Genomic DNA, 19,058 nt, shown 5'->3' on the forward strand with positions numbered 1-19,058 from the left:
GCCGCCCGCCGGGAACCGCTCACGGGGCGGCGGTCCCGGGCTCGTGGCCGTCGACGAGGGGACCTTCGGCGTGGCACTCCAGGAACGGCTGGACGGCCGCGCGCCAGCCCTCCGGCTGGTCGTAGTGGACGAGGTGACCGGCGTCGGCCACCTCCGCGTACTGCCCGCGCGGAAGCACCCGGACCATCTCCTGGGCCTCCGCCCGGCCGAGCTCCCCGTCGAGGCCCCGGAGCACCAGCGTGGGGCACCGGACCTGGGCCAGCTCCTCCCAGTGCGCGTCGAACACCCAGGTGGCGCGGGACCGGAGCATCTGGCGGCGGGAGAAGACCGGGCGCCAGCCGTCGGCGCGTTCGGCCATCACCTCCGCGAAGAAGTCGCCCCGGGCCGGATTGGGCCGCTCCACCCGGGGATCGTCCTCGCCGAACCACTTCCGCACGTCGGAGAGCGTCGCGAACGGCACCGGCCAGGACGCGAACCACTCCTCCCACTCCCGCTGCGAGGCGGCGCCCGGCGCGGAGGCCCGCATGTCGCAGACGACCAGGGCCCGCACCAGATCGGGGCGCTTCGCGGCGAGCTGCCAGGCGGTGAGCGCCCCCATGGCGTGGCCGACCAGGGTGACGGGGGCGAGCCCGAGCTGTTCGATCGCGGACTCGACGTCGGTCACATAGGCATCCCGGGTGTACGGACCCTCGGCCGGCTTCTCGCTCCGGCCGTGCCCGCGCTGGTCGAGGCCGACGGCCCGGAACCGCTCGGCGAGCCAGCGGCCGGTCGCGGCCCAGTGCGAGGCCCGGCCCATCAGGCCGTGGAGCAGTAGGACGCCGGGGGCCCGCTCGCCCTCCGCGCACCCCTTGGGCGGGTCGGAGAACTCCCAGGCCGCGAGGCGTACGCCGTCGGCCCCGGTCACATCGATGCGCCGCGCCATAGGTTCTGGCACCCCCTTCTGGTCCTCGGATCACCGCTTGATCACGCTCGATCACCGCGTGGCCGCACCACGCCAGACTATCGAACTCTTATTCGAAAACCGGGTTCCGCCGTCCGACACCCCTCGTTCGAGTGACCGGTCCGGAGGGTTGGCGGCGGCGACGGAGGGGAGATCTTCCCCGGGAGGCGGGCCGCTCGGGGATGAGGGCCCGCGGGGAGCGACCCTGAGAGCTCGGGGCTCCGGGTCGAAGCAGGGGGAGGACAGGCCCCGGCGTCGGGAGGCGCCGGGGCCCTCTGCCGTCCGGACACCCCCGCCGCCATGACGGCCCCCGCCGTCCGGGGCCCGCGCCGGGCCGCCGCACGGGGCGCGCGGGCCGGGCGGGCGGGGACGTGCGGACGGGACGGACGTGCCAGTTCGACGGGCGCATGCGCCTGCTCCCTCCCCGGCCGCGCGGCCGAGTGCCGACGCTCTCCGGCATGCCTGGAGCCACAGCCTGGCACGGGACCCGTCCGAGCGCTGCGGTCCGGACGGAAAAACCAGAAGCGGACTCCCCGTTCCGGAGCCCGCCGCCGTGCGGCGCGCGGCCGCCGGCCGGCCGGACGGGGCCCAGGACGGGCGGGGACGCGGTGGAACGGGGCGGGAGCACGACCGGACAGTCGTACAAACGAGCGGGGGAGCAAACGAGCGGGGCGGGTGTGACCGGGACGTTCCCCGGTCACACCCGCCCCATCGGCTCGGCGTCGGCCCGGCCGGTCAGCGCTTGCCCACGAACACGTGCGAGGCGATGTCCGCGTCCAGCTCGGCCGCCTCGCCGCTGCTGCCGACGAGCACCCCGCCCGGCGACTGGGTCACGCTGACCACGGAACCGGGCTGCACGCCCGCCCGCCGCAGCGTGTACATCAGCTGGGCGTCCGTCTGGATCGGCTCGCCGATCCGGCGCACGACCACCGTCTTGCCGTCGGTCCCCGGGTCGAGCTCGGACAGGCTCACCATGCCCTCGTCGAGGAACGGGTCGGCCTCGGCCTTCTCGCCCAGCTCCTCCAGTCCCGGGATCGGGTTCCCGTACGGGGACTCCGTGGGGTGGCGCAGCAGCTCCAGCACCCGCCGCTCCACCGCCTCGCTCATCACGTGCTCCCAGCGGCACGCCTCGGCGTGGACCTGCTCCCACTCCAGGCCGATGACGTCGACCAGGAGGCATTCGGCGAGGCGGTGCTTGCGCATGACCCGGGTGGCGAGGCGGCGTCCCTCGCCGGTCAGCTCCAGATGGCGGTCGCCCGCCACCTGCACCAGGCCGTCGCGCTCCATCCGCGCCACCGTCTGGCTGACGGTCGGACCGCTCTGGTCCAGCCGCTCCGCGATCCGGGCGCGCATGGGGACCACGCCTTCCTCCTCGAGTTCGAGGATGGTGCGGAGATACATCTCCGTGGTGTCGATCAGTCCGGACATTCGTGCCCCTCGGTGCTGTGACAGGAAAACGTCGTGCGCTAGGCCCTGCACCAATTCTGACGCATACCGCTGACAACCGTGCCGAGCCGCCCGGCACACCGGACGGCGGGGCCCCGGGGCGCTATTGACAGGCCACTGGTCCAGACCGCACGGTGATCGCGTCCGCGCACCACTCCTCGCGGGCGTCCCACGGACCCCGTGGGCCTCATGGACACGTCTCCCCCGGTGGAAAGGGCCTCCTCGATGAGCGACAGCAAGCTGGCCGGTCAGTTCTTCGACGCAGCGATCGGCCTGCTGGAGCGCGTACGCGACGAGGAGTCGGGGAACATCGCGGCGGCGGGCGCCGCGATCGCCGACACCGTCGCCGCGGGCGGCCGGCTCTTCGCGTTCGGCGCCGGGCACTCCTCGCTGCCCGCCCAGGACGTCGTCTACCGGGCGGGCGGGCTGGCCCTGATGAACCTGCTGGCGGTGCCGGGGACGGTCGGCGTCGACGTCATGCCGGCGACGCTGGGCTCGGCGCTGGAGCGGGTCGACGGGCTGGCGGGCGCGGTGCTCGACTCCAGCCCCGCCCGGGCCGGCGACCTGCTCGTGATCATCTCGCTCTCGGGCCGCAACGCGCTCCCGGTGGAGATGGCGATGAACGCGCGGGCCCTCGGCCTGAAGGTCGTCGGCGTCACCTCGGTGGCATACGCGGAGGGCACCCGGTCCCGGCACGCCTCGGGCGGCTTCCTGCGGGACCACTGCGACATCGTGCTCGACAGCAAGATCGCCATCGGGGACGCGGAGCTGACCGCCGAGGGCATCGAGGCGCCGTTCGCCCCCGCCTCGACCGTGGTCACCAGCGCGGTGATGCAGGCCATGATGGCCGCCGCGGCGGAACGGCTCGTGGCGCGCGGCGTCGAGCCGCCGCTGCTGCGTTCCGGCAACGTCGACGGCGGACACGAGTGGAACGGGCGCGTGATGACGGAGTACCGCGACCGGATCTTCTACCGCCAGGGCTGACCGCCACCGCGGAAATAAATGGGTTGAGTCCCGTTCCCCGGGTTCCTAGGCTGCAGGCACACGTGAAAGGAGGTGTTCCGAAAAGTGATTTCTTCTCGGACTCGTGAGGTGGCTGCGGGCTGACGCCCGTTGCCGCATTCTTCGCAGTGCAGGCCGGTCATCGGCCAATACCAAGCAGTCACCGACCCGCAGGCTCGCCGGTAAGTCCGGCCGGCTCCTCCGTGAGGAGGGACCAGAGCCTGCGGGTTTCCGCGTGCTACGGGCACAGGCGCTCGACGCGCCAGCCCTCGCCCTCGCGCACGTACCGCAGCCGGTCGTGCAGCCGGTTCTCGTGCCCCTGCCAGAACTCGATCGTGTCGGGGACGACGCGGAAGCCGCCCCAGTGCGGGGGCGCGGGGACGTGCTCGCCCTCCGGGTAACGGGCGGCGAGTTCCTCGTAGCGGTGGAGCAGTTCCGTGCGGGTGCCGATCACGCTGGACTGGGCGCTGGCCCAGGCTCCGAGCTGGGAGCCGTGCGGGCGGGTGCGGAAGTACGCCACGGTCTCCTCCCGCCCGACGCGGCTCGCGGTGCCGGTGACGACGACCTGGCGGGCCATGGGGTGCCACGGGAAGAGCAGCGAGACGTACGGGTTGGCGGCCAGTTCGCGGCCCTTGCGGGAGTCGTAGTTGGTGAAGAAGACGAAGCCGCGCTCGTCGTACTTCTTCAGCAGCACCGTGCGCGAGGACGGCCGGCCGTCGCGGGTGGCGGTGGAGACCACCATGGCGTTGGGCTCGTACAGCAGCCCGCCGACGGCGACCTGCCGGAACCAGTGGGCGAACTGCTGCATCGGCTCGGCGGCCAGCGAGTCCTCGGTGAAGGGCTCCGAACGGTACTGCTCGCGCATCGCGGCCGGATCGGTGATGGAATCGGAAGGGGAATCTGCGGTGGGCACGGGGTCATCCTGCCCCAGCGCCCCGCTCCGTCCGGCAAGGAGGGGTCTTGGTCCGTCTTCGGCCGATCGGGAAGCTGTGCCGGACGTCACGCTTCCCCGGAGTCGTGGGAACCCTCCAATATCCTGGGGCAGGCCGCTGTGGCCTCCGTACAGCCGTCGACCGAGGGAGCCGCCATGTCCGACTTCGTACCGGGTCTAGAGGGAGTCGTCGCCTTCGAGACGGAGATCGCCGAGCCGGACAAGGCGGGCGGCTCGCTGCGCTATCGCGGGGTCGACATCGAGGATCTGGTCGGCCATGTGTCGTTCGGGAACGTCTGGGGGCTGCTCGTCGACGGGGCGTTCAGCCCGGGGCTGCCGCCCGCCGAGCCGTTCCCGATCCCGGTGCACTCCGGTGACGTCCGGGTCGACGTGCAGGCCGCCCTGGCGATGCTGGCCCCGGTCTGGGGGCTGCGGCCGCTGCTCGACATCGACGAGGCGACGGCGCGGGACGACCTGGCGCGGGCCGCGGTGATGGCGCTGTCGTACGTCGCCCAGTCGGCGCGCGGGCCGGGGCGGCCGATGGTCCCGCAGCGCGAGATCGACAAGGCCGCCTCGGTGGTCGAACGGTTCATGATCCGCTGGCGCGGCGAGCCGGACCCCCGGCACGTGAAGGCCGTCGACGCGTACTGGACGTCGGCCGCCGAGCACGGCATGAACGCCTCCACGTTCACCGCCCGGGTCATCGCCTCGACCGGCGCCGACGTGGCCGCCGCGCTGTCGGGCGCGGTGGGCGCGATGTCGGGGCCGCTGCACGGCGGCGCCCCGTCCCGGGTCCTCGGCATGATCGAGGAGATCGAGCGGACCGGGGACGCCACCGCGTATGTGAAGGGGGCCCTGGACCGGGGCGAGCGGCTGATGGGCTTCGGCCACCGGGTCTACCGGGCGGAGGACCCGAGGGCGCGCGTCCTGCGGCGCACCGCCGAGGAGCTGGGCGCGCCGCGCTTCGAGGTGGCGCGGGCGTTGGAGAAGGCCGCGCTGGAGGAGCTGCACGCGCGGCGCCCGGACCGGGTGCTGGCGACGAACGTGGAGTTCTGGGCGGCGATCGTGCTGGACTTCGCGGAGGTCCCGGCGCACATGTTCACCTCGATGTTCACCTGCGCCCGCACGGCGGGCTGGTCGGCGCACATCCTGGAGCAGAAGCGGACGGGCCGGCTGGTGCGGCCCACGGCCCGGTACGTCGGGCCCGGGCCGCGCGACCCCCGGTCGATCGAGGGGTACGAGCAGCTCGCGGACCTGGGGAACTGAGCGCCGGGGCGAGGCCGGACGCGGGGCCCGGAGGCGGGGCGGCCTCCTGCCCCGGGCTTCCGGGGCTGGAGCCGGCTCCAGCCCCGTCCCGGCCCGGCGTCGGCCCGCCCTGTTCCGGCCCGCCCTGTCCCGCCCCACCCCGCCCCGTCTCGTCCCGTCCCGGCGCCCGGTCTGTCAGCCCTGGCGGACCCGGCCGGTCCGCTTCGCGCAGGTCCGGTCCGTCGCGGGCAGCTCGCCGGTGGCCAGGTAGCGGTTGACCTGGTCGTCGACGCAGGCGTTGCCGTACTCGCCGTAGAGCGCGTGCCGGTTGGCGCCCTCAAGGGTGACCAGCTTGGAACTCGGCAGCTGGCCGTGGAGCTTGAGGGTGCTGCGGTAGGTGGTGCGCGGGTCGCCGGTGGCGGCCACGATCAGGGCCGGGGCGTCGTGACGTACCCGGGTGGGCTCCTCGCGGGGCCGGTCCCAGAAGGCGCACGGCAGGATGCTCTCGGTCATGGGCCCGAACAGCGGGTGGGCGGCGCGGGCGGCCTCGATGTCCCGCCAGTAGCTCTCGGGGTCGCGGGGCACGGCCCGGTCCCCGCAGAGGATCGCGGCCTGCACGCTGCCGGTCTGCGAGCCGTCGCCGGTCAGTACGTACCGCAGCATCTCGGCGAACCCCGGTGACAGCCGGGTGGAGTTCCCCTTCGCCGCCTCGGACAGCACGGAGACCACCTCGCCGAGGTCCGACCGCGTGGCGTCGGTGTCGTCCGAGAGCGTCGTGAAGAGGAGCAGCGGTATGTGGGAGTCGTCGAGCCGGAACGTTTCGCTCCCGGTGCCGACGGTCAGCGGGTGGCGGGCGGCCGCCTCCGCCACGCGGTCGACGAGGGCGAGGACCTGGGCGCGGGTGCGGCCGAAGTGGTAGGCGTCGTCGCGGGCGGCGGCCCAGTCGGCCCAGTCCGCGAGCGCCTGCTCGTTCTCGCCCAGCGCGTCCCGCATCAGCCGGGGGCCGTAGTCGTCCGGGGCGATCGCCCCGTCGAGCACCATCCGGTCGTGGCGTCCGGGGAACATCTGGCTGTAGACGGTGCCCAGATAGGTGCCGTACGAGTAGCCGAGGTAGGAGATCTTCCGCTCGCCGAGCGCGCCCCGGATGACGTCCATGTCGCGGGCCGTGTTGCGGGTGGTGACGTACGGCAGCACGGAGGCGTTGGTGGCCCGGCACTTGTCGGCGAGGTCCTTCTGGAAGGCGACCTGGCGGTCGAAGCCCGCCCGGTCGGGACCGGCCGAGCGGAAGAACATGCCGGTGGGCCAGGAGCAGTCCAGCGGGGTGCTGCGGCCGACGAAGCGCGGGTCGAAGCCGACGATGTCGTAGCGCGCGCCGACGCCCTTCATCGCCTCGCGGATCTGCGGCGGGGACTCGACCGCGGTGCCGCCGGGGCCGCCGTTGTTGAGCAGGATCGCGCCGATGCGGTGGCGGGTGTCGGTGGCCTTCAGCCGGGACATGGCGACGGTGATCGTGCGGCCGCCGGGGTCGGCGTAGTCGAGCGGCACGGTCACGTCCGCGCACTGGACGCCGGCCTTGTCCAGCTCCTGGCCCATCGTGTCGTCGGGGCCGGTGGCACAGCTGCCCCAGGCGAGGTGCTGCCGGTAGTAACGGTCGAGCCCCTTGCCGTCGTTCTTGCCGACGCCGTGGCCCGTCGTGGACGCCGGGCGGTCGCGGTCCGGCGCGGCGGCCGAGGCCGTGGCGGGGGACACGGCGACGCAGGCGGCGAGGGCGAGGCCGACGGCCGAGGCGCGGCGCACCGCCCCGGCCGGGCGGGGCGCGGCCCCTGCCGGACGGGGCACGCGGCGGGTCGAGGTGGTCACGCGGTCTCCTTGAGCTGGTGGGTGCGGTCGGTGTGACTCATGTGGTTGGTAGGGCTGGTGTGGTCGGTAGGGCTGGTGTGGTCGGTACGACGGATGTGGTCTGTGCGGCCTGTGTGACCGGAGCGGCCCACGGAACTCGTACGCCCCGTACGGTCCGTACGGTCCGTACGATCCGCACGACTCGTACGGGTGGTGGGGCCGGCCGGGCAGAGGGCGGTGTCCACGGCGGCGAGGTAGTCCTCCTCGGCCCGGTCGGTGTCGGGCACCTTGGTGAGGGCGAGCGCGACGCCTCGGCCGTCGGGGCCGATCGCGCCCAGCGCGCGGTGCCCGCCCGGCACCGTTCCGCCGTGCCCCCACCACAGGCCGCCGCACTCCAGCGGGGAGGCGATCAGGCCGAGCCCGTACCGGGCGCCGGGCCAGAGCCGTTCCGGGTCGGCGGGGACGGTGCGCCTCATCTCGGCGAGCCCGTGCGCGGACACGAGCCGTCCACCGAACAGTCCCTGGAGGAACCGGTTCACATCGGCGGGCGTCGAGACCAGCGCCCCGCCCGCGCCGCCGACGCTCATGTTCCACTCGGTGCCGTCGACCCACGTGGGTACGGCCCCGGCCCGTTCGGGGGCGGGGAAATAACTGCGCGAGTGCGGGCCCCGGATGCGGGTGCGGTCACCGGGCCAGTAGGTGTCGCGCAGGCCGAGCGGCTCGATGATCCGGCGGGTCACCTCCGCCTCGACACCGTGCCCGGTGACCTTCTCGACGAGGAGCCCGGCGATGACGTAGTTGGTGGTCGAGTAGTGCCACCCGGCGCCGGGGCGGGGCAGGGCGAGCGCCATCGCGACCAGTTCCCGGGGCTCGAAGCGGCGGAAGCGCCACTCCTCGACGGGGCGCGCGGCGATCGCGTCCATGTGGTCGGGGAGGCCGCTGGTGTGCTGGAGCAGTTGCCGCACGGTGATGGCGCGGCCGTCGTATCCGTGGCCCCGGATCAGCCCGGGCAGGTATCGCTCGACCGGCTCGCCCAGCCCGATCCGGCCCTCGTCCGCCAGCTGCATGACGACGGCGGCGGTGAAGGTCTTGGTGGCGCTGCCGATCCGCAGCCGGTCCGTGGCGCGCATCGGCCGCCCGGTGCCGAGATCCGCCACGCCCCGGGCGACGGTCTGCCGGCCGCAGTCCGGGCCGACGGTCTCGGCCGCCGCGCCCGGGATGCCGTCCCGGTGGACGAGGGTGTCCAGCCGGCGGGCGAGCGCCTCGCGGGCCGCGTCACAGCCGACGGCCGCGGCCGTACGGTCCGCTCCGGCGGTCGCGGGCCCCACGTTGGTTCCGGACGCTCCGGCGGTCCGGTGTGCCGCTGCGGCCCCGTTCCCCGTGGTCGCCGCCGCCACCGTCGGTACGGCGGTCGCCAGCAGGACCGAGGCCGTGGCCGTAACCGTGGCCAGCGCTGTCGCCCGACGCCCCGCCCGGCCGCGCGCCCGCGCACCGGGCTCGTCCGCTCTGCTCCGCCCGGGCCGGTCCGCTCTGCTCCGCCCGGGCCCGTCCGCTCTGCTCCGCCCGGGCCCGTCCGCTCTGCTCCGCCCGGGCCCGTACGCCCCATCCTGCCCGGGTCTCGGTCCGAGAATCAGTCCGTTTCTCACACGCCCCGACGCTAGAGAAGCACGGACCGGTGCTCACTACGGCTGCCACCCCAACCGCCTTGGTGCCAGCCCCACTTGCCGAGGCGGCCGGAGTGCGGGTCGGGGACGCCCCGGTCCCGCCGCCCCCGGCTCAGCCCAGCGCCTCGTCCAGCAGGACCGCCCACTGCGCCACGACCCTGCGCCGGCGGGCGGTGTCGTCGGTCAGGACGTTGGCCAGGCCCAGGCCGCGTGCCATGTCGAGGAAGCCCTGGACGGTCTCACGCACACCGGGCCCGGTCTCGTCGGCGGCCAGGAGCTCGACGGCGATGCGGTGGGTCTCGCGGCCGACGCGGGCTTCGAGCTCGGTGACGCGGGGCCGGAGCTGCTCCTCGTTGGAGGCGGCGACCCAGAGCTGGAGCGCGGCCCGGAACAACGGGCCCGTGTACAGGTCGACGAGGGCGGCGACGACCTCCGTACGGCCCTGTACGGGCAGGGCGCGCAGCGCGGCCGAGCGTTCCTCCGCGACGTACTCGACGGCGGCGGTGAACAGGTCCTCCCGGGTGGGGAAATGGTGCTGGGCGGCACCGCGCGAGACCCCGGCGCGTTCGGCGACGACCGAGACCGTGGAGCCCGCCCAGCCGTGCTCGGCGAGGCAGGCGACCGCGGCTTCCAGGAGCCGCCTGCGGGTGGCGCGGCTGCGGTCCTGCTTGGGCGTCCTGTCGGTGGGGGGCGTCACAACACCCATGCGGGGTCCCGTCGTTCGAGGAAGGCCGTCATCCCCTCTCGCGCCTCGGCGGAGGCGAAGAGTTCCGCCGAGCGGGCGATGAGGTCTTCGGCGTACCGGTCGAAATTCTCCAGCACAGTAGCCGTGACCAGCTCCTTCGACGCGGCCAGCCCCTGCGGGGAGGCCCTGCGCAGCCCGTCGAGCACGGGCGCGAGCGCCTGGTCGACGTCGTCCTCGGTCGCGAGCGTGACGAGCCCGACACGGGCGGCCTCGGCGGCGTCGAAGCGTTCGCCGGTGAGGTAGTAGCGGGCGGCGGCGCGCGGTTCGGTACGGGGCAGCAGCGGCAGCGAGATCACGGCGGGGGCCAGCCCGAGCCGGGACTCGGTGAGGGCGAACGAGGCGCCGGGCCCGGCGACGGAGATGTCGCAGGCGCTCAACAGCCCCAGCCCGCCCGCCCGGACGTGCCCGGTGACGCGGGCGACGACGGGCTTGGGCAGCGCGACGATCCCCCGCATCAGGGCGACGAACGCCGCCGGGTCGGGCGGCGCGGCCAGGTCGGCGCCGGCGCAGAACGTGTTGCCGGTGTGGGTGAGCACCACGGCCCGCACGGCGTCGTCGGCGGCGCACGCCGCCAGCGCGCCGGACAGCTCCCCGACCAGCGCGGCGGAGAGCGCGTTGCGGTTGCCCGGCGAGTCGAGCGTGAGGGTGGTGACGCCCCGGTCGTGGACGGGGGCGGCGAGCGGCGTCATACGGTTCGTCTCCTTGTCCCGAAGGCCGATTGTCCCGGGGCGCCGGTTGCCCTGGGCCGGTCGCCCGGGAACGGCTCCGGCCGGGGCCCCGCCGAGTGGTCCCGCGGTGTCCCGCCGAGCGTGACAGCAGACCAAAGAACAATCAAGCGTGCTTGCATGGTTCTGTGTGGGCGAAACATGGGCGCGGCGTGTGAGGTCGCCGCCGCCCCGTCACCCCGCGCTCTCGCCCAGGGCGCTGCGCAGCCAGTCGATGGCTCCCTGCGAGAGCAGCTCATCGGCCAGCCGGTTCGCGGTCTCGGTGACGAGCCGCCCACGGCTGTTGTCGATCCACCGCTGGGCGTTCCCGTAGCCCTGCGCCCTGTACTCGATGCCCTGGAGCAGGCACTCCAGCTTGTCCGCGTCGCGGGCGCAGATCGCTTCCGGCGTCTCCTTGGCCTCGTACTCCGCGACCGGTTCACGGACCGCCGAGGCCAGGACCTCGGGCATGCCCGACGTCTGATCGGCGGTGACCTCCTGCGGATCGGCAGCAGGCGCGTACTTCTTCCCGAGGTGGTTCACGTCCCCGGTCCGGCTCTCCTGCGTGTCGTGCCACACCGCCAGGTGAGCCGCTCGGGCGGGGTCGGTGCCCTCCAGCTTCGCGATGACCGAGGCGATCAGCGACGTACGCCAGGAGTGCTCGGCGACGCTCTCGGGGTCACGGACCCCGGCCATCCACCACCCGGTGCGCCGCGTCCGCTTGAGCGTGCCCGCCTCGTACAGGAACCGGCCCACTGCTGACAGTTCGTCGGTCACTGCCCTCTCCTCTCAGGAGATCAGCCGTCGAGTGGCCGGGCCCCGTGCGCGTAGGCAATCTGATCGATCCGGGCCGCCAGGTCGAAGTCGGCTTCGGTGAGCCGATGCCCGGCGTCGTGTGTCGTGATGCCGAAACGTATGCGGTCCCATCGCAGGTCGATGTCCGCGTGGTGGCCAAGAAGGCGTTCGGTGTCGGCAACGTGCACGATCAGTGCGACTCCGCCGTGGTATCGAATGCCGAACCAGCGGGAGATCTCGTCCCCTTGACGGACCCATCCCGGCAGGTCCCCCAGCCTCGCAGTGATTTGCTCGTCTGTCAGGGGGTCCTTGGCCATGGTCAGCTCCCATCGGTCACAGACGCCAGGATCTCCGCGAGGTCCCGGCCGACCGGTGCATCGTGCCACGGACGCATTGCCCGCTCCAGAGTGACCAAATCACGGCATCTCCGCGCAGGTCGACGCGCGTAGTCCCTTCACCCAGGTCCGGCGCGAAGTCGAAGGCTCTGGTCGGCCGGGCGGGGGCGGCCGGTCAGTCGGTCGATGTCACCCAGATGCGGCCCCGTCCCGCCGTATGTCAGGAGTCAGCGCAGAGAGAGCAGTCCCACCTGCGCACGCACACGCACCGACTGCGTGCCCCGGGCGGCCTCGACTGCTCGGCATGCCTCGGCTGCGCCGCCCACCACGTCATTCGCCAGGGAATGGCATTCAGCCAGGCCGATGCGATCCGGCGCTGCGTAGGATCGGCCGGCTTCTGCGCCACGAAGCGACAGGGCGGTCCGACTCTCCGCAGCTGCTCGGCTCGCATGCTCGCGTGGATCGTTCCGGGCGAGGTCGGGAAGTCGCCCGCCGGTCACCCCGGGTCGCGGCCGTACACCAGAGAGGGATGGCCGGGGAGTCGCGCACCGATGGCCGGGCGGCGTACCGTCGGCCACGTGAGTGAGCACCTGGGCGACAAGCTGCGCCGCCTCCGACGGCAGTCCGGCCTGACACAGGAAGCTCTGGCGGGGCGGGCGGGGGTGTCGGTCGACGTCGTGCGACACCTTGAGCAGCACCGGAAGAGCTCGGCGCGCCTACCGACCCTGCACGCCCTGTCCAAAGGGCTCGGTGTGGAGTTGACCGCACTGCTCGGTGACCCTCCAGGAGTGCGGTCGACGGGAGAGGTCGACCCGCCGCAGCTCGTCGCCGTCCGTCGGGCGATCATGCCTCCGCTGTTCGCGCCGCCCGCAGAACCCGCCGACGTGGCGTCGTTATCCCTTCCGGTCGTTCGCGCGGAGATCGCGGATGCGTGGACCCTGTACCACTCCGCAGAGTTCGAGCGGCTGATGGCGGTACTGCCGGGCATCATCGCGGACGCTCGTCTGACGGCGGCGGTGGGCGGGGCCGACGACCGCGCGGCGGGACAAGCGGTTCTGGGCAAGGCGCTCCAGCTCGGCGGACACCTCGCCATCCGCCTGGGCAAGACGGACCTCGCGTTGGCCGGCCTGGAGAAGGCCATGGCGGCTGCGGGGGCATCGTCGGACCCCTTGCTCGCCCCCATGATCTCCAACTCCGTCGCTTGGGCGTACCAGCGCCAGAACCGGCTGGAGGACGCCACGGCGCTGGCAGTCCACGCCGCAGACGGGGTCGAGCGGTCGCACGCCGCGGATTCGGCGGGAGTGCGCGTCTGGGGCGGGCTTCTGATGTCCGCCGCGACGAGCTACGCACGGAGCGGAGACTACGAACGGGCCGACGACATGATGCGTACGGCGGAGACGGCCGCCGGACGCCTGGCCAGGCTGCCCGCCCCGCCGGATGGACGCCTGGTCTCCGTGTTCAGCAGGTCGTCCGTCCGCATCGAACGCGTCCGTCTGGCAGTCCAGTACGGCCACCCGGAAGGCGCACTGGACCTTGCCAGGGGAATACGTCTGTCGGCGGACACGCCGCCGTCCTGGCGCACATGGCTCCTGCTGGACGTCGCCCGCGCGCACACGGACGTCGGGAACGCGGAGAAGGCCGTGAAGGCCCTGGAAAGTCTGCGGCGAGTAGCTCCGACGTGGATGCGGCATCACACGCTCGCGGTCGCCATCGTGCAGGACCTCTTGGCGCACCCTCGCCCTCCGGCCGGCATCCGGAGGATCGCCGATTTCCTCGGCATCGCGCCCTGAGGGCTGTCCCATAGCATCGCCGAACTAGGACGTGACATCCCTGTCGCCCCCTCCCTCCTCGGCGAGATGCTGAGCCTCCGCTTCCCCACGGTGGATGAGAGGCAAGAGCCCAATGGGCATGACGATCAAGGTGTACGAGGTGGACCGGTACGGGCGGACGCGTGTCGTCCGGCCGAAGGCCGAAGTGGTTCCGGCCGAGACGGTGGAGCTGTCGACCGAGTACCCGGTCTGCCGGTGCGACCGGTGCAAGGGGGCGAAGTGACCGCGGGCCCGCGTCCGGGACCGATCCCGGTGGTCGATGGCTCCGGGCCCGGTTGGTGTGACTGGCACAGGGGACCGTCCGGAACGGCGGTGCTGATCGAGATCGTCGAGCAGGGCTCGGGCCCCGGAACCGCCCTGTACGCCTGCGCCCCGTGCCGCGAACAGCGCCGCCTGGTCCCGTACGGCGAGCAGCCGTGACCGCGCCGACACCGACCCGGGAAGGGTTCGCGCCCGCGTGCCGGATCGGGGAGCACGGGGAGTGCCCGGGGCCGGCCGTCACCCGTCGGGCGGGGGCTCCGGAATGGGAGGCGCCCATCGAGATCCGACGGTGCGCCTGCCCCTGCCACCGCACGAAGTGAGAGCGGGAGAAGTGTGGGGGCAGGGGGCGCCCCGTGTCACCGGGCGTCGCCGCCCCGCGCCGTCGGCACGGGGACCCCGGCCCGGATCCGCAGTTCGCGCCGGAGGATCTTTCCCGAGGTCGCGCGGGGCACGGCCGTGACGAACTCGACCTGGCGCACCTTCTTGTACGGGGCGACGCGCTCGGCGACGTACGCCAGGACGGCGTCCGCCGTGAGCCGCTTCCCCGCCTCGCCGGGGCCGGGGACCACGTACGCCCGGGGGACCTCGTTGCCGTCGGGGCCGGGGGCGCCGATGACGGCGGCGTCGGCGATGGCCTCGTGGCCCAGGAGCAGGGCCTCCAGTTCGGCGGGGGCGACCTGGTAGCCCTTGTACTTGATCAGTTCCTTCACGCGGTCGACGACGAAGAGCCAGCCGTCGGCGTCGACGCGTCCGATGTCCCCGGTGTGCACCCATCCCTCGGCGTCGATCATCTCGGCGGTGGCGTCGGGGCGGCCGAGGTAGCCCTTCATGACCTGCGGTCCGCGGATCAGGATCTCGCCGACGGCGCCGGGCGGGGCGTCCTCGCCGTCCCCGTCGAGCGGGACGATCCGCATCTGCGTGCCGGGCAGCAGCCGGCCGACCGTGCCGGGCGGCGGGTTGGCGGCGGCGAGCGGGACGACGTGGGTGGCGGGCGACAGCTCCGTCATGCCGTACGCCTGGCGGACCGGCGGCAGGCCCAGACGGCGGGAGCAGGCGGCGGCGAGCTCGGCGTCCAGCGGGGCGGCGGCGCTGACGACGTACTCCAGGGAGGACAGGTCGTAACGGTCGACCGAGGGGTGCTTCGCGAGGGCGAGGACGATCGGCGGGGCCACGTACAGGCCGCTGATCCGGTGCTTCTCGATCGCGGCGAGGAACTGTTCGAGGTCGAAGCGCGGCAGCACGACGACGGTGGCGCCGAGGCGCAGGGGGCCGTTCATCAGAGCCGTAAGACCGTAGATGTGGAAAAAGGGCAGCACTGCCAGGATGCGGTCGCCGGGGGCCATGGGGACGAGGGGGCGCAGCTGTTCCAGGTTGGTGGCCATGGAGCGGTGGGTGAGCATGACGCCCTTGGGGGTTCCGGTGGTGCCGGAGGAGTACGGGAGGGCGGCGACGTCCTCGGCCGGGTCGACGGCGACCCGGGGCTCGGGGTGGGCGGTGGCGAGCATGTCGAGGACGGAGTTGTGCCCGTCCGCGCGGTCGCAGACGAATATCTCCGTGACGCCGCCCGCGAGTTCGGCGGCCCGGCGGGCGGTCGCGAGGAGCGGGGAGACGGTGACGATCCAGCGGGCGCCGGAGTCGCGCAGCTGCTTGGCGAACTCCTCGGCCGTGGCGAGCGGATGGGCGGTGGTGACGGTGGCGCCCGCCCGGGTCGCCCCGTGGAAGACCACCGGGTAGGCGATGGTGTTGGGGCTGTGCAGGGCCAGTACGTCGCCCTTGCGCAGCCCGGCCCCGGCGAGTGCGGCGGCGACCTTGCGGTGGAAGGCGTCGAGCTGCCGGTAGGTGAGGGCGGCGCCGTCCTCCGCGCCGTCGATCAGGGCGGGTGTGTCGCCGAACGCGGCAGCCCGCCCGAGGACCGCGTCGTGGATGGGTGCGTCGAGTGCCCGGACGGGCGGGTGGTCGCTGTGGAGCACGTGCGCCATGGCGGTGGGTCCCTTCGAAGCGGCGGACGGCGGCCGGGGGCCGCCACCGGTACGGCTCGCGGCGCGGGGCCGGCCGCGCGAGGACGGCCGCGACCGGCCCCCGCGCGCGGTCGCGGCACGGTGGGAGGGACAGCATGTCCCGGATCAGTACGACTTGGGGAGACCCAGGGACTGGTGGGACACGTAGTTGAGGATCATCTCCCGGCTGACGGGGGCGATCCGGGCGACGCGGGCCGCCGTGACCAGGGACGCGAGGCCGTATTCGCGGGTGAGCCCGTTGCCGCCGAGCGTGTGCACGGCCTGGTCGACGGCCCTCACGCAGGCCTCGCCCGCCGCGTACTTGGCCATGTTGGCGGCCTCGCCCGCGCCGGCGTCGTCGCCGTCGTCGTACAGCCGGGCGGCCTTCTGCATCATCAGCCGGGCCAGTTCGAGGTCGATGTGGGCCCGGGCGAGCGGGTGGGCGATGGCCTGGTGGGCGCCGATGGGCTCCTTCCACACCTGCCGGGTCTTCGCGTAGTCGACGGCGCGGGCGAGCGCGTAGCGGCCCATGCCGATGCCGAACGCGGCAGTCATGATGCGTTCGGGGTTGAGCCCGGCGAAGAGCTGGAGCAGTCCGGCGTCCTCCTCGCCCACCAGGGCGTCGGCGGGCAGTCGTACGTCGTCGAGGACGAGTTCGAACTGCTTCTCCGCGGCCTGGAGTTCCATGTCGATCGGCGAACGTCCGAAGCCCGGGGTGTCGCGCGGGACGATGAACAGGCAGGGCTTCAGCCGGCCCGTCCTGGCGTCCTCGGTGCGGCCGACGATCAGGGTGGCGTCCGCGATGTCGACGCCGGAGACGAAGACCTTGCGGCCGGTGAGCAGCCAGTCGGCGTCCGCCCCGGAGCCGTCCCGGCGGGCGGTGGTGGTGATGCGGTGGGAGTTGGAGCCGGCGTCGGGCTCGGTGATGCCGAAGGCCATGGTGAGGTTGCCGTCGGCGAGTCCGGGCAGCCACTGCCGCTTCTGCGCCTCGGTGCCGAAGCGGGCGATGACCGTGCCGCAGATCGCCGGGGAGACGACCATCATCAGCAGCGGGCTTCCGGCGGCCCCCAGTTCTTCGAGGACAATGGAGAGTTCCGTGATGCCGCCGCCCCCGCCGCCGTACTCCTCGGGAAGGTTCACGCCGAGGTAGCCCGACTTGCCTGCCTCGGCCCACAGTTCGCGGGGGTGCCCGCCGTCGCGCACGGCGGCGGTCATGTAGTCGCGTCCGTAACGCTTTCCGAGGGCGGCGACGGCGGCGCGCAGGGCCCGGTGCTCTTCGGTTTCGAGGACGGTGCTCATGGCGTTGCTTCCTCCTGTACGGCTGTGGCGTGCGGGGCGGGGGCGGCGTCCGGATCCGGGCCCTGCACGACGGCGAGCAGGGCGCCGACCTCGACCTGGAGGCCGGGGGCGGCGTGCAGGGCGGCGAGGGTGCCGGAGGCGGGGGCGAGGATGCGGTGTTCCATCTTCATCGCCTCCAGCCAGATCAGCGGCTGCCCGGCCTCGACCGCGGCCCCGGGGGCCAGTCCGTCCGCGAGCCGGACGACGGTGCCGGGCATGGGGGCGAGCAGGGAGCCGGGTTCGGCGCGGTCGGCGGGGTCGGTGAAGCGGGGCAGCGCGGTGAGGGTGTACGAGCCGGTGGCGGTGTCCACGTACACCGTGCCGCGCCGGCCGGTCTCCCCGCGCGCGCCCCGCTCATCGGCGCTGACGGTGAAATGGCGTGTGACGGGGCCGACTTCGAGGGTGACGCGGTCCGGGCGGGCGACGATGACGCGCTCCCCGGTCTCGGGGACCGGTCCCGCGCGGCCGGTGCGGTACGCGACCTCGTACTCGGCGCCGTCGGGTTCGGCCCGGTAGCGCTTGGTCTGGGGCCCCGAGGCGTTGTTGCGCCAGGCGCCGAGGCGGACGGGGCCCGGCCCCGGTCCCCGCTGCCGGGCGGCGGCGTCGGCGAGGGCCGCGGCCAGGGCGGCGAGGCGGAGCTCCGCCGGGTCGGGGGACGCGGTGAGGGCGGCGAGATGGCGGTCGTAGAAGCCGGTGTCGAGGCGGGCGGCGCGGAAGTCGGGGTGGCGCAGGGACCGCACGAGCAGATCGCGGTTGGTGACCGGGCCGTGGACGCGGGCGCGTTCCAGGGCGCGGGCGAGGAGGCGTACGGCCTGGTCCCGGGTCGGGGCGTGGGCGATGACCTTGGCGAGCATCGGGTCGTAGTGCACGCCGACGGTGTCGCCGCCGGTGTAACCGGTGTCGAGGCGCAGTCCGGGCATGTCCCCCGGCACGTCCAGCGCGAACAGTGCTCCGGTCTGCGGCTGCCAGTCGCGTGCGGGGTCCTCGGCGTAGAGCCGGGCCTCGACGGCGTGGCCGCGCGGCTCCGGGGGCGCGGCGGCGGGCAGGGGCCCGCCCTCCGCGACGCGCAGTTGCAGGGCGACCAGGTCGACGCCGAACACGGCCTCCGTCACCGGGTGTTCGACCTGGAGCCGGGTGTTCATCTCCAGGAAGTACGGCCGTCCGTCCGGGGCGAGCAGGAACTCCACGGTGCCCGCGCCCCGGTAGCCGACCGCCCGCGCCGCCGCCGTGGCGGCCTCGTGCAGCCGGGTCCGCAGGGCGTCGTCCAGCCCGGGGGCGGGGGCCTCCTCGACGACCTTCTGGTGGCGGCGCTGGAGCGAGCAGTCCCGGGTGCCGAGCGCCCAGACCCCGTCGTGCCCGTCGGCCATGACCTGCACCTCGACGTGGCGGCCGCGCTCCACATACGGCTCCGCGAAGACCTCCCCGTCCCCGAACGCCGCCTCCGCCTCGGCGGACGCCGCCTTCAACTCTCCGGGCAGTTCGGAGAGTCCCCTTACGATCCGCATTCCGCGCCCGCCGCCGCCCGCCGCCGCCTTCAGCAGCAGCGGCAGGTCGGCCGCGGTGACGCGTTCGGGGTCGACGGGGGCCAGCAGCGGCACTCCGGCCCCGGCCATGAGCTCCTTGGCGCGGGTCTTGGACGCCATCAGCTCGATGGCCTCGGGCGGCGGCCCCACCCAGACGAGTCCGGCGTCCCGCACGGCCCGGGCGAAACCGGCGTTCTCGGAGAGGAAGCCGTAGCCGGGGTGGACGGCGTCGGCGCCCGCCGCCAGGGCGGCGCGTACGACGAGGTCGCCCCGGAGGTAGGTGTCGGCCGGGGCCGCGCCGGGCAGCCGTACGGCGGTGTCCGCCTCCCGTACGTGCAGCGCGCCGGCGTCCGCGTCCGAGTACACGGCGACGGTGGCGATGCCGAGCGCGCGGCAGGTGCGGAAGATCCGGCAGGCGATCTCGCCCCGGTTGGCGACGAGCAGTGTGGAGATCATCTCGGTCA

The 19,058-nt window shown here is 73.7% G+C and carries 16 protein-coding genes; 4 read left to right on the forward strand and 12 right to left on the reverse strand.

Annotated elements, in window-relative coordinates; translation table 11 throughout:
- Positions 1 to 19 precede the first annotated feature (19 nt).
- The gene (locus WA762_RS06835; protein WP_335933887.1) at positions 20 to 922 is read right to left on the reverse strand and encodes an alpha/beta fold hydrolase; all 903 of its coding nucleotides are present in this window, start codon (positions 920 to 922) and stop codon (positions 20 to 22) included.
- 753 nt (positions 923 to 1,675) lie between these two features.
- Positions 1,676 to 2,368 (reverse strand): metal-dependent transcriptional regulator, encoded by a 693-nt coding sequence (locus tag WA762_RS06840; RefSeq protein ID WP_335933769.1) that lies wholly within the window; start codon positions 2,366 to 2,368, stop codon positions 1,676 to 1,678.
- Between the two features lie 243 nt (positions 2,369 to 2,611).
- Here WA762_RS06840 and WA762_RS06845 point away from each other — a divergent pair, with 243 nt between their 5' ends.
- Positions 2,612 to 3,370: an SIS domain-containing protein gene (locus WA762_RS06845; RefSeq protein WP_335933770.1), complete on the forward strand. Its 759-nt coding sequence runs from the start codon at positions 2,612 to 2,614 to the stop codon at positions 3,368 to 3,370.
- A gap of 256 nt (positions 3,371 to 3,626) precedes the next feature.
- On the opposite strand, the gene pdxH is transcribed toward WA762_RS06845, so the two are convergent.
- Entirely contained in the window at positions 3,627 to 4,253 is a 627-nt protein-coding gene (gene pdxH, locus WA762_RS06850; RefSeq protein ID WP_335933889.1) for a pyridoxamine 5'-phosphate oxidase, read from the reverse strand.
- Positions 4,254 to 4,475: 222 nt separating this feature from the next.
- Here pdxH and WA762_RS06855 point away from each other — a divergent pair, with 222 nt between their 5' ends.
- Positions 4,476 to 5,585, forward strand: coding sequence for a citrate synthase 2 (locus WA762_RS06855; RefSeq protein ID WP_335933772.1), 1,110 nt, complete (start codon positions 4,476 to 4,478; stop codon positions 5,583 to 5,585).
- Positions 5,586 to 5,759: 174 nt separating this feature from the next.
- Here WA762_RS06855 and WA762_RS06860 read toward each other — a convergent pair whose 3' ends face one another.
- The 6 genes from WA762_RS06860 to WA762_RS06885 all read right to left on the reverse strand — a co-directional run bounded on the left by WA762_RS06860 (position 5,760) and on the right by WA762_RS06885 (position 11,628).
- On the reverse strand, positions 5,760 to 7,424 hold the full coding sequence (locus WA762_RS06860; protein ID WP_335933773.1) for an alpha/beta hydrolase: 1,665 nt from the start codon (positions 7,422 to 7,424) through the stop codon (positions 5,760 to 5,762).
- Positions 7,421 to 8,731 (reverse strand): serine hydrolase domain-containing protein, encoded by a 1,311-nt coding sequence (locus tag WA762_RS06865; RefSeq protein WP_443080535.1) that lies wholly within the window; start codon positions 8,729 to 8,731, stop codon positions 7,421 to 7,423. The genes WA762_RS06860 and WA762_RS06865 overlap by 4 nt, the downstream gene beginning before the upstream one ends.
- A gap of 448 nt (positions 8,732 to 9,179) precedes the next feature.
- Positions 9,180 to 9,773: a TetR/AcrR family transcriptional regulator gene (locus WA762_RS06870; RefSeq protein ID WP_335933774.1), complete on the reverse strand. Its 594-nt coding sequence runs from the start codon at positions 9,771 to 9,773 to the stop codon at positions 9,180 to 9,182.
- The gene (locus WA762_RS06875; protein ID WP_335933775.1) at positions 9,761 to 10,501 is read right to left on the reverse strand and encodes an enoyl-CoA hydratase family protein; all 741 of its coding nucleotides are present in this window, start codon (positions 10,499 to 10,501) and stop codon (positions 9,761 to 9,763) included. The genes WA762_RS06870 and WA762_RS06875 overlap by 13 nt, the downstream gene beginning before the upstream one ends.
- A gap of 210 nt (positions 10,502 to 10,711) precedes the next feature.
- Complete coding sequence (locus WA762_RS06880) at positions 10,712 to 11,293, reverse strand: HD domain-containing protein (protein ID WP_335933776.1); 582 nt, start codon at positions 11,291 to 11,293, stop codon at positions 10,712 to 10,714.
- 20 nt (positions 11,294 to 11,313) lie between these two features.
- Complete coding sequence (locus tag WA762_RS06885) at positions 11,314 to 11,628, reverse strand: 4a-hydroxytetrahydrobiopterin dehydratase (protein ID WP_335933777.1); 315 nt, start codon at positions 11,626 to 11,628, stop codon at positions 11,314 to 11,316.
- Positions 11,629 to 12,197: 569 nt separating this feature from the next.
- Between WA762_RS06885 and WA762_RS06890 the strand changes: the two genes are divergently transcribed.
- Positions 12,198 to 13,436: a helix-turn-helix domain-containing protein gene (locus WA762_RS06890; RefSeq protein ID WP_443080536.1), complete on the forward strand. Its 1,239-nt coding sequence runs from the start codon at positions 12,198 to 12,200 to the stop codon at positions 13,434 to 13,436.
- Positions 13,437 to 13,554: 118 nt separating this feature from the next.
- A complete protein-coding gene (locus tag WA762_RS06895; RefSeq protein WP_335933780.1) occupies positions 13,555 to 13,698 on the forward strand; it encodes a hypothetical protein in 144 nt (47 codons plus the stop codon).
- 394 nt (positions 13,699 to 14,092) lie between these two features.
- On the opposite strand, the gene WA762_RS06900 is transcribed toward WA762_RS06895, so the two are convergent.
- The 3 genes from WA762_RS06900 to WA762_RS06910 all read right to left on the reverse strand — a co-directional run bounded on the left by WA762_RS06900 (position 14,093) and on the right by WA762_RS06910 (position 19,050).
- On the reverse strand, positions 14,093 to 15,715 hold the full coding sequence (locus WA762_RS06900) for a 4-coumarate--CoA ligase family protein (RefSeq protein ID WP_335933781.1): 1,623 nt from the start codon (positions 15,713 to 15,715) through the stop codon (positions 14,093 to 14,095).
- A 144-nt stretch (positions 15,716 to 15,859) separates the two neighbouring features.
- A complete protein-coding gene (locus WA762_RS06905) occupies positions 15,860 to 17,032 on the reverse strand; it encodes an acyl-CoA dehydrogenase family protein (RefSeq protein ID WP_335933782.1) in 1,173 nt (390 codons plus the stop codon).
- Positions 17,029 to 19,050 (reverse strand): ATP-binding protein, encoded by a 2,022-nt coding sequence (locus WA762_RS06910; protein WP_335933784.1) that lies wholly within the window; start codon positions 19,048 to 19,050, stop codon positions 17,029 to 17,031. Before WA762_RS06910 ends, WA762_RS06905 begins: the two co-directional genes overlap by 4 nt.
- Positions 19,051 to 19,058: the final 8 nt, after the last annotated feature.

Source organism: Streptomyces tyrfis, from assembly GCF_037034285.1.
Classification (GTDB): Bacteria; Actinomycetota; Actinomycetes; order Streptomycetales; family Streptomycetaceae; genus Streptomyces.

Coding starts and splice junctions, on each gene's coding strand:
- WA762_RS06885 (WP_335933777.1), bottom strand. CDS start 11,628: ATGGCCAAGGACCCCCTGACAGACGAGCAAATCACTGCGAGGCTGGGG.
- WA762_RS06890 (WP_443080536.1), top strand. CDS start 12,198: ATGGCCGGGCGGCGTACCGTCGGCCACGTGAGTGAGCACCTGGGCGAC.
- pdxH (WP_335933889.1), bottom strand. CDS start 4,253: ATGCGCGAGCAGTACCGTTCGGAGCCCTTCACCGAGGACTCGCTGGCC.
- WA762_RS06900 (WP_335933781.1), bottom strand. CDS start 15,715: ATGGCGCACGTGCTCCACAGCGACCACCCGCCCGTCCGGGCACTCGAC.
- WA762_RS06910 (WP_335933784.1), bottom strand. CDS start 19,050: ATGATCTCCACACTGCTCGTCGCCAACCGGGGCGAGATCGCCTGCCGG.
- WA762_RS06855 (WP_335933772.1), top strand. CDS start 4,476: ATGTCCGACTTCGTACCGGGTCTAGAGGGAGTCGTCGCCTTCGAGACG.
- WA762_RS06870 (WP_335933774.1), bottom strand. CDS start 9,773: ATGGGTGTTGTGACGCCCCCCACCGACAGGACGCCCAAGCAGGACCGC.
- WA762_RS06835 (WP_335933887.1), bottom strand. CDS start 922: ATGGCGCGGCGCATCGATGTGACCGGGGCCGACGGCGTACGCCTCGCG.
- WA762_RS06875 (WP_335933775.1), bottom strand. CDS start 10,501: ATGACGCCGCTCGCCGCCCCCGTCCACGACCGGGGCGTCACCACCCTC.
- WA762_RS06840 (WP_335933769.1), bottom strand. CDS start 2,368: ATGTCCGGACTGATCGACACCACGGAGATGTATCTCCGCACCATCCTC.
- WA762_RS06905 (WP_335933782.1), bottom strand. CDS start 17,032: ATGAGCACCGTCCTCGAAACCGAAGAGCACCGGGCCCTGCGCGCCGCC.
- WA762_RS06845 (WP_335933770.1), top strand. CDS start 2,612: ATGAGCGACAGCAAGCTGGCCGGTCAGTTCTTCGACGCAGCGATCGGC.
- WA762_RS06895 (WP_335933780.1), top strand. CDS start 13,555: ATGACGATCAAGGTGTACGAGGTGGACCGGTACGGGCGGACGCGTGTC.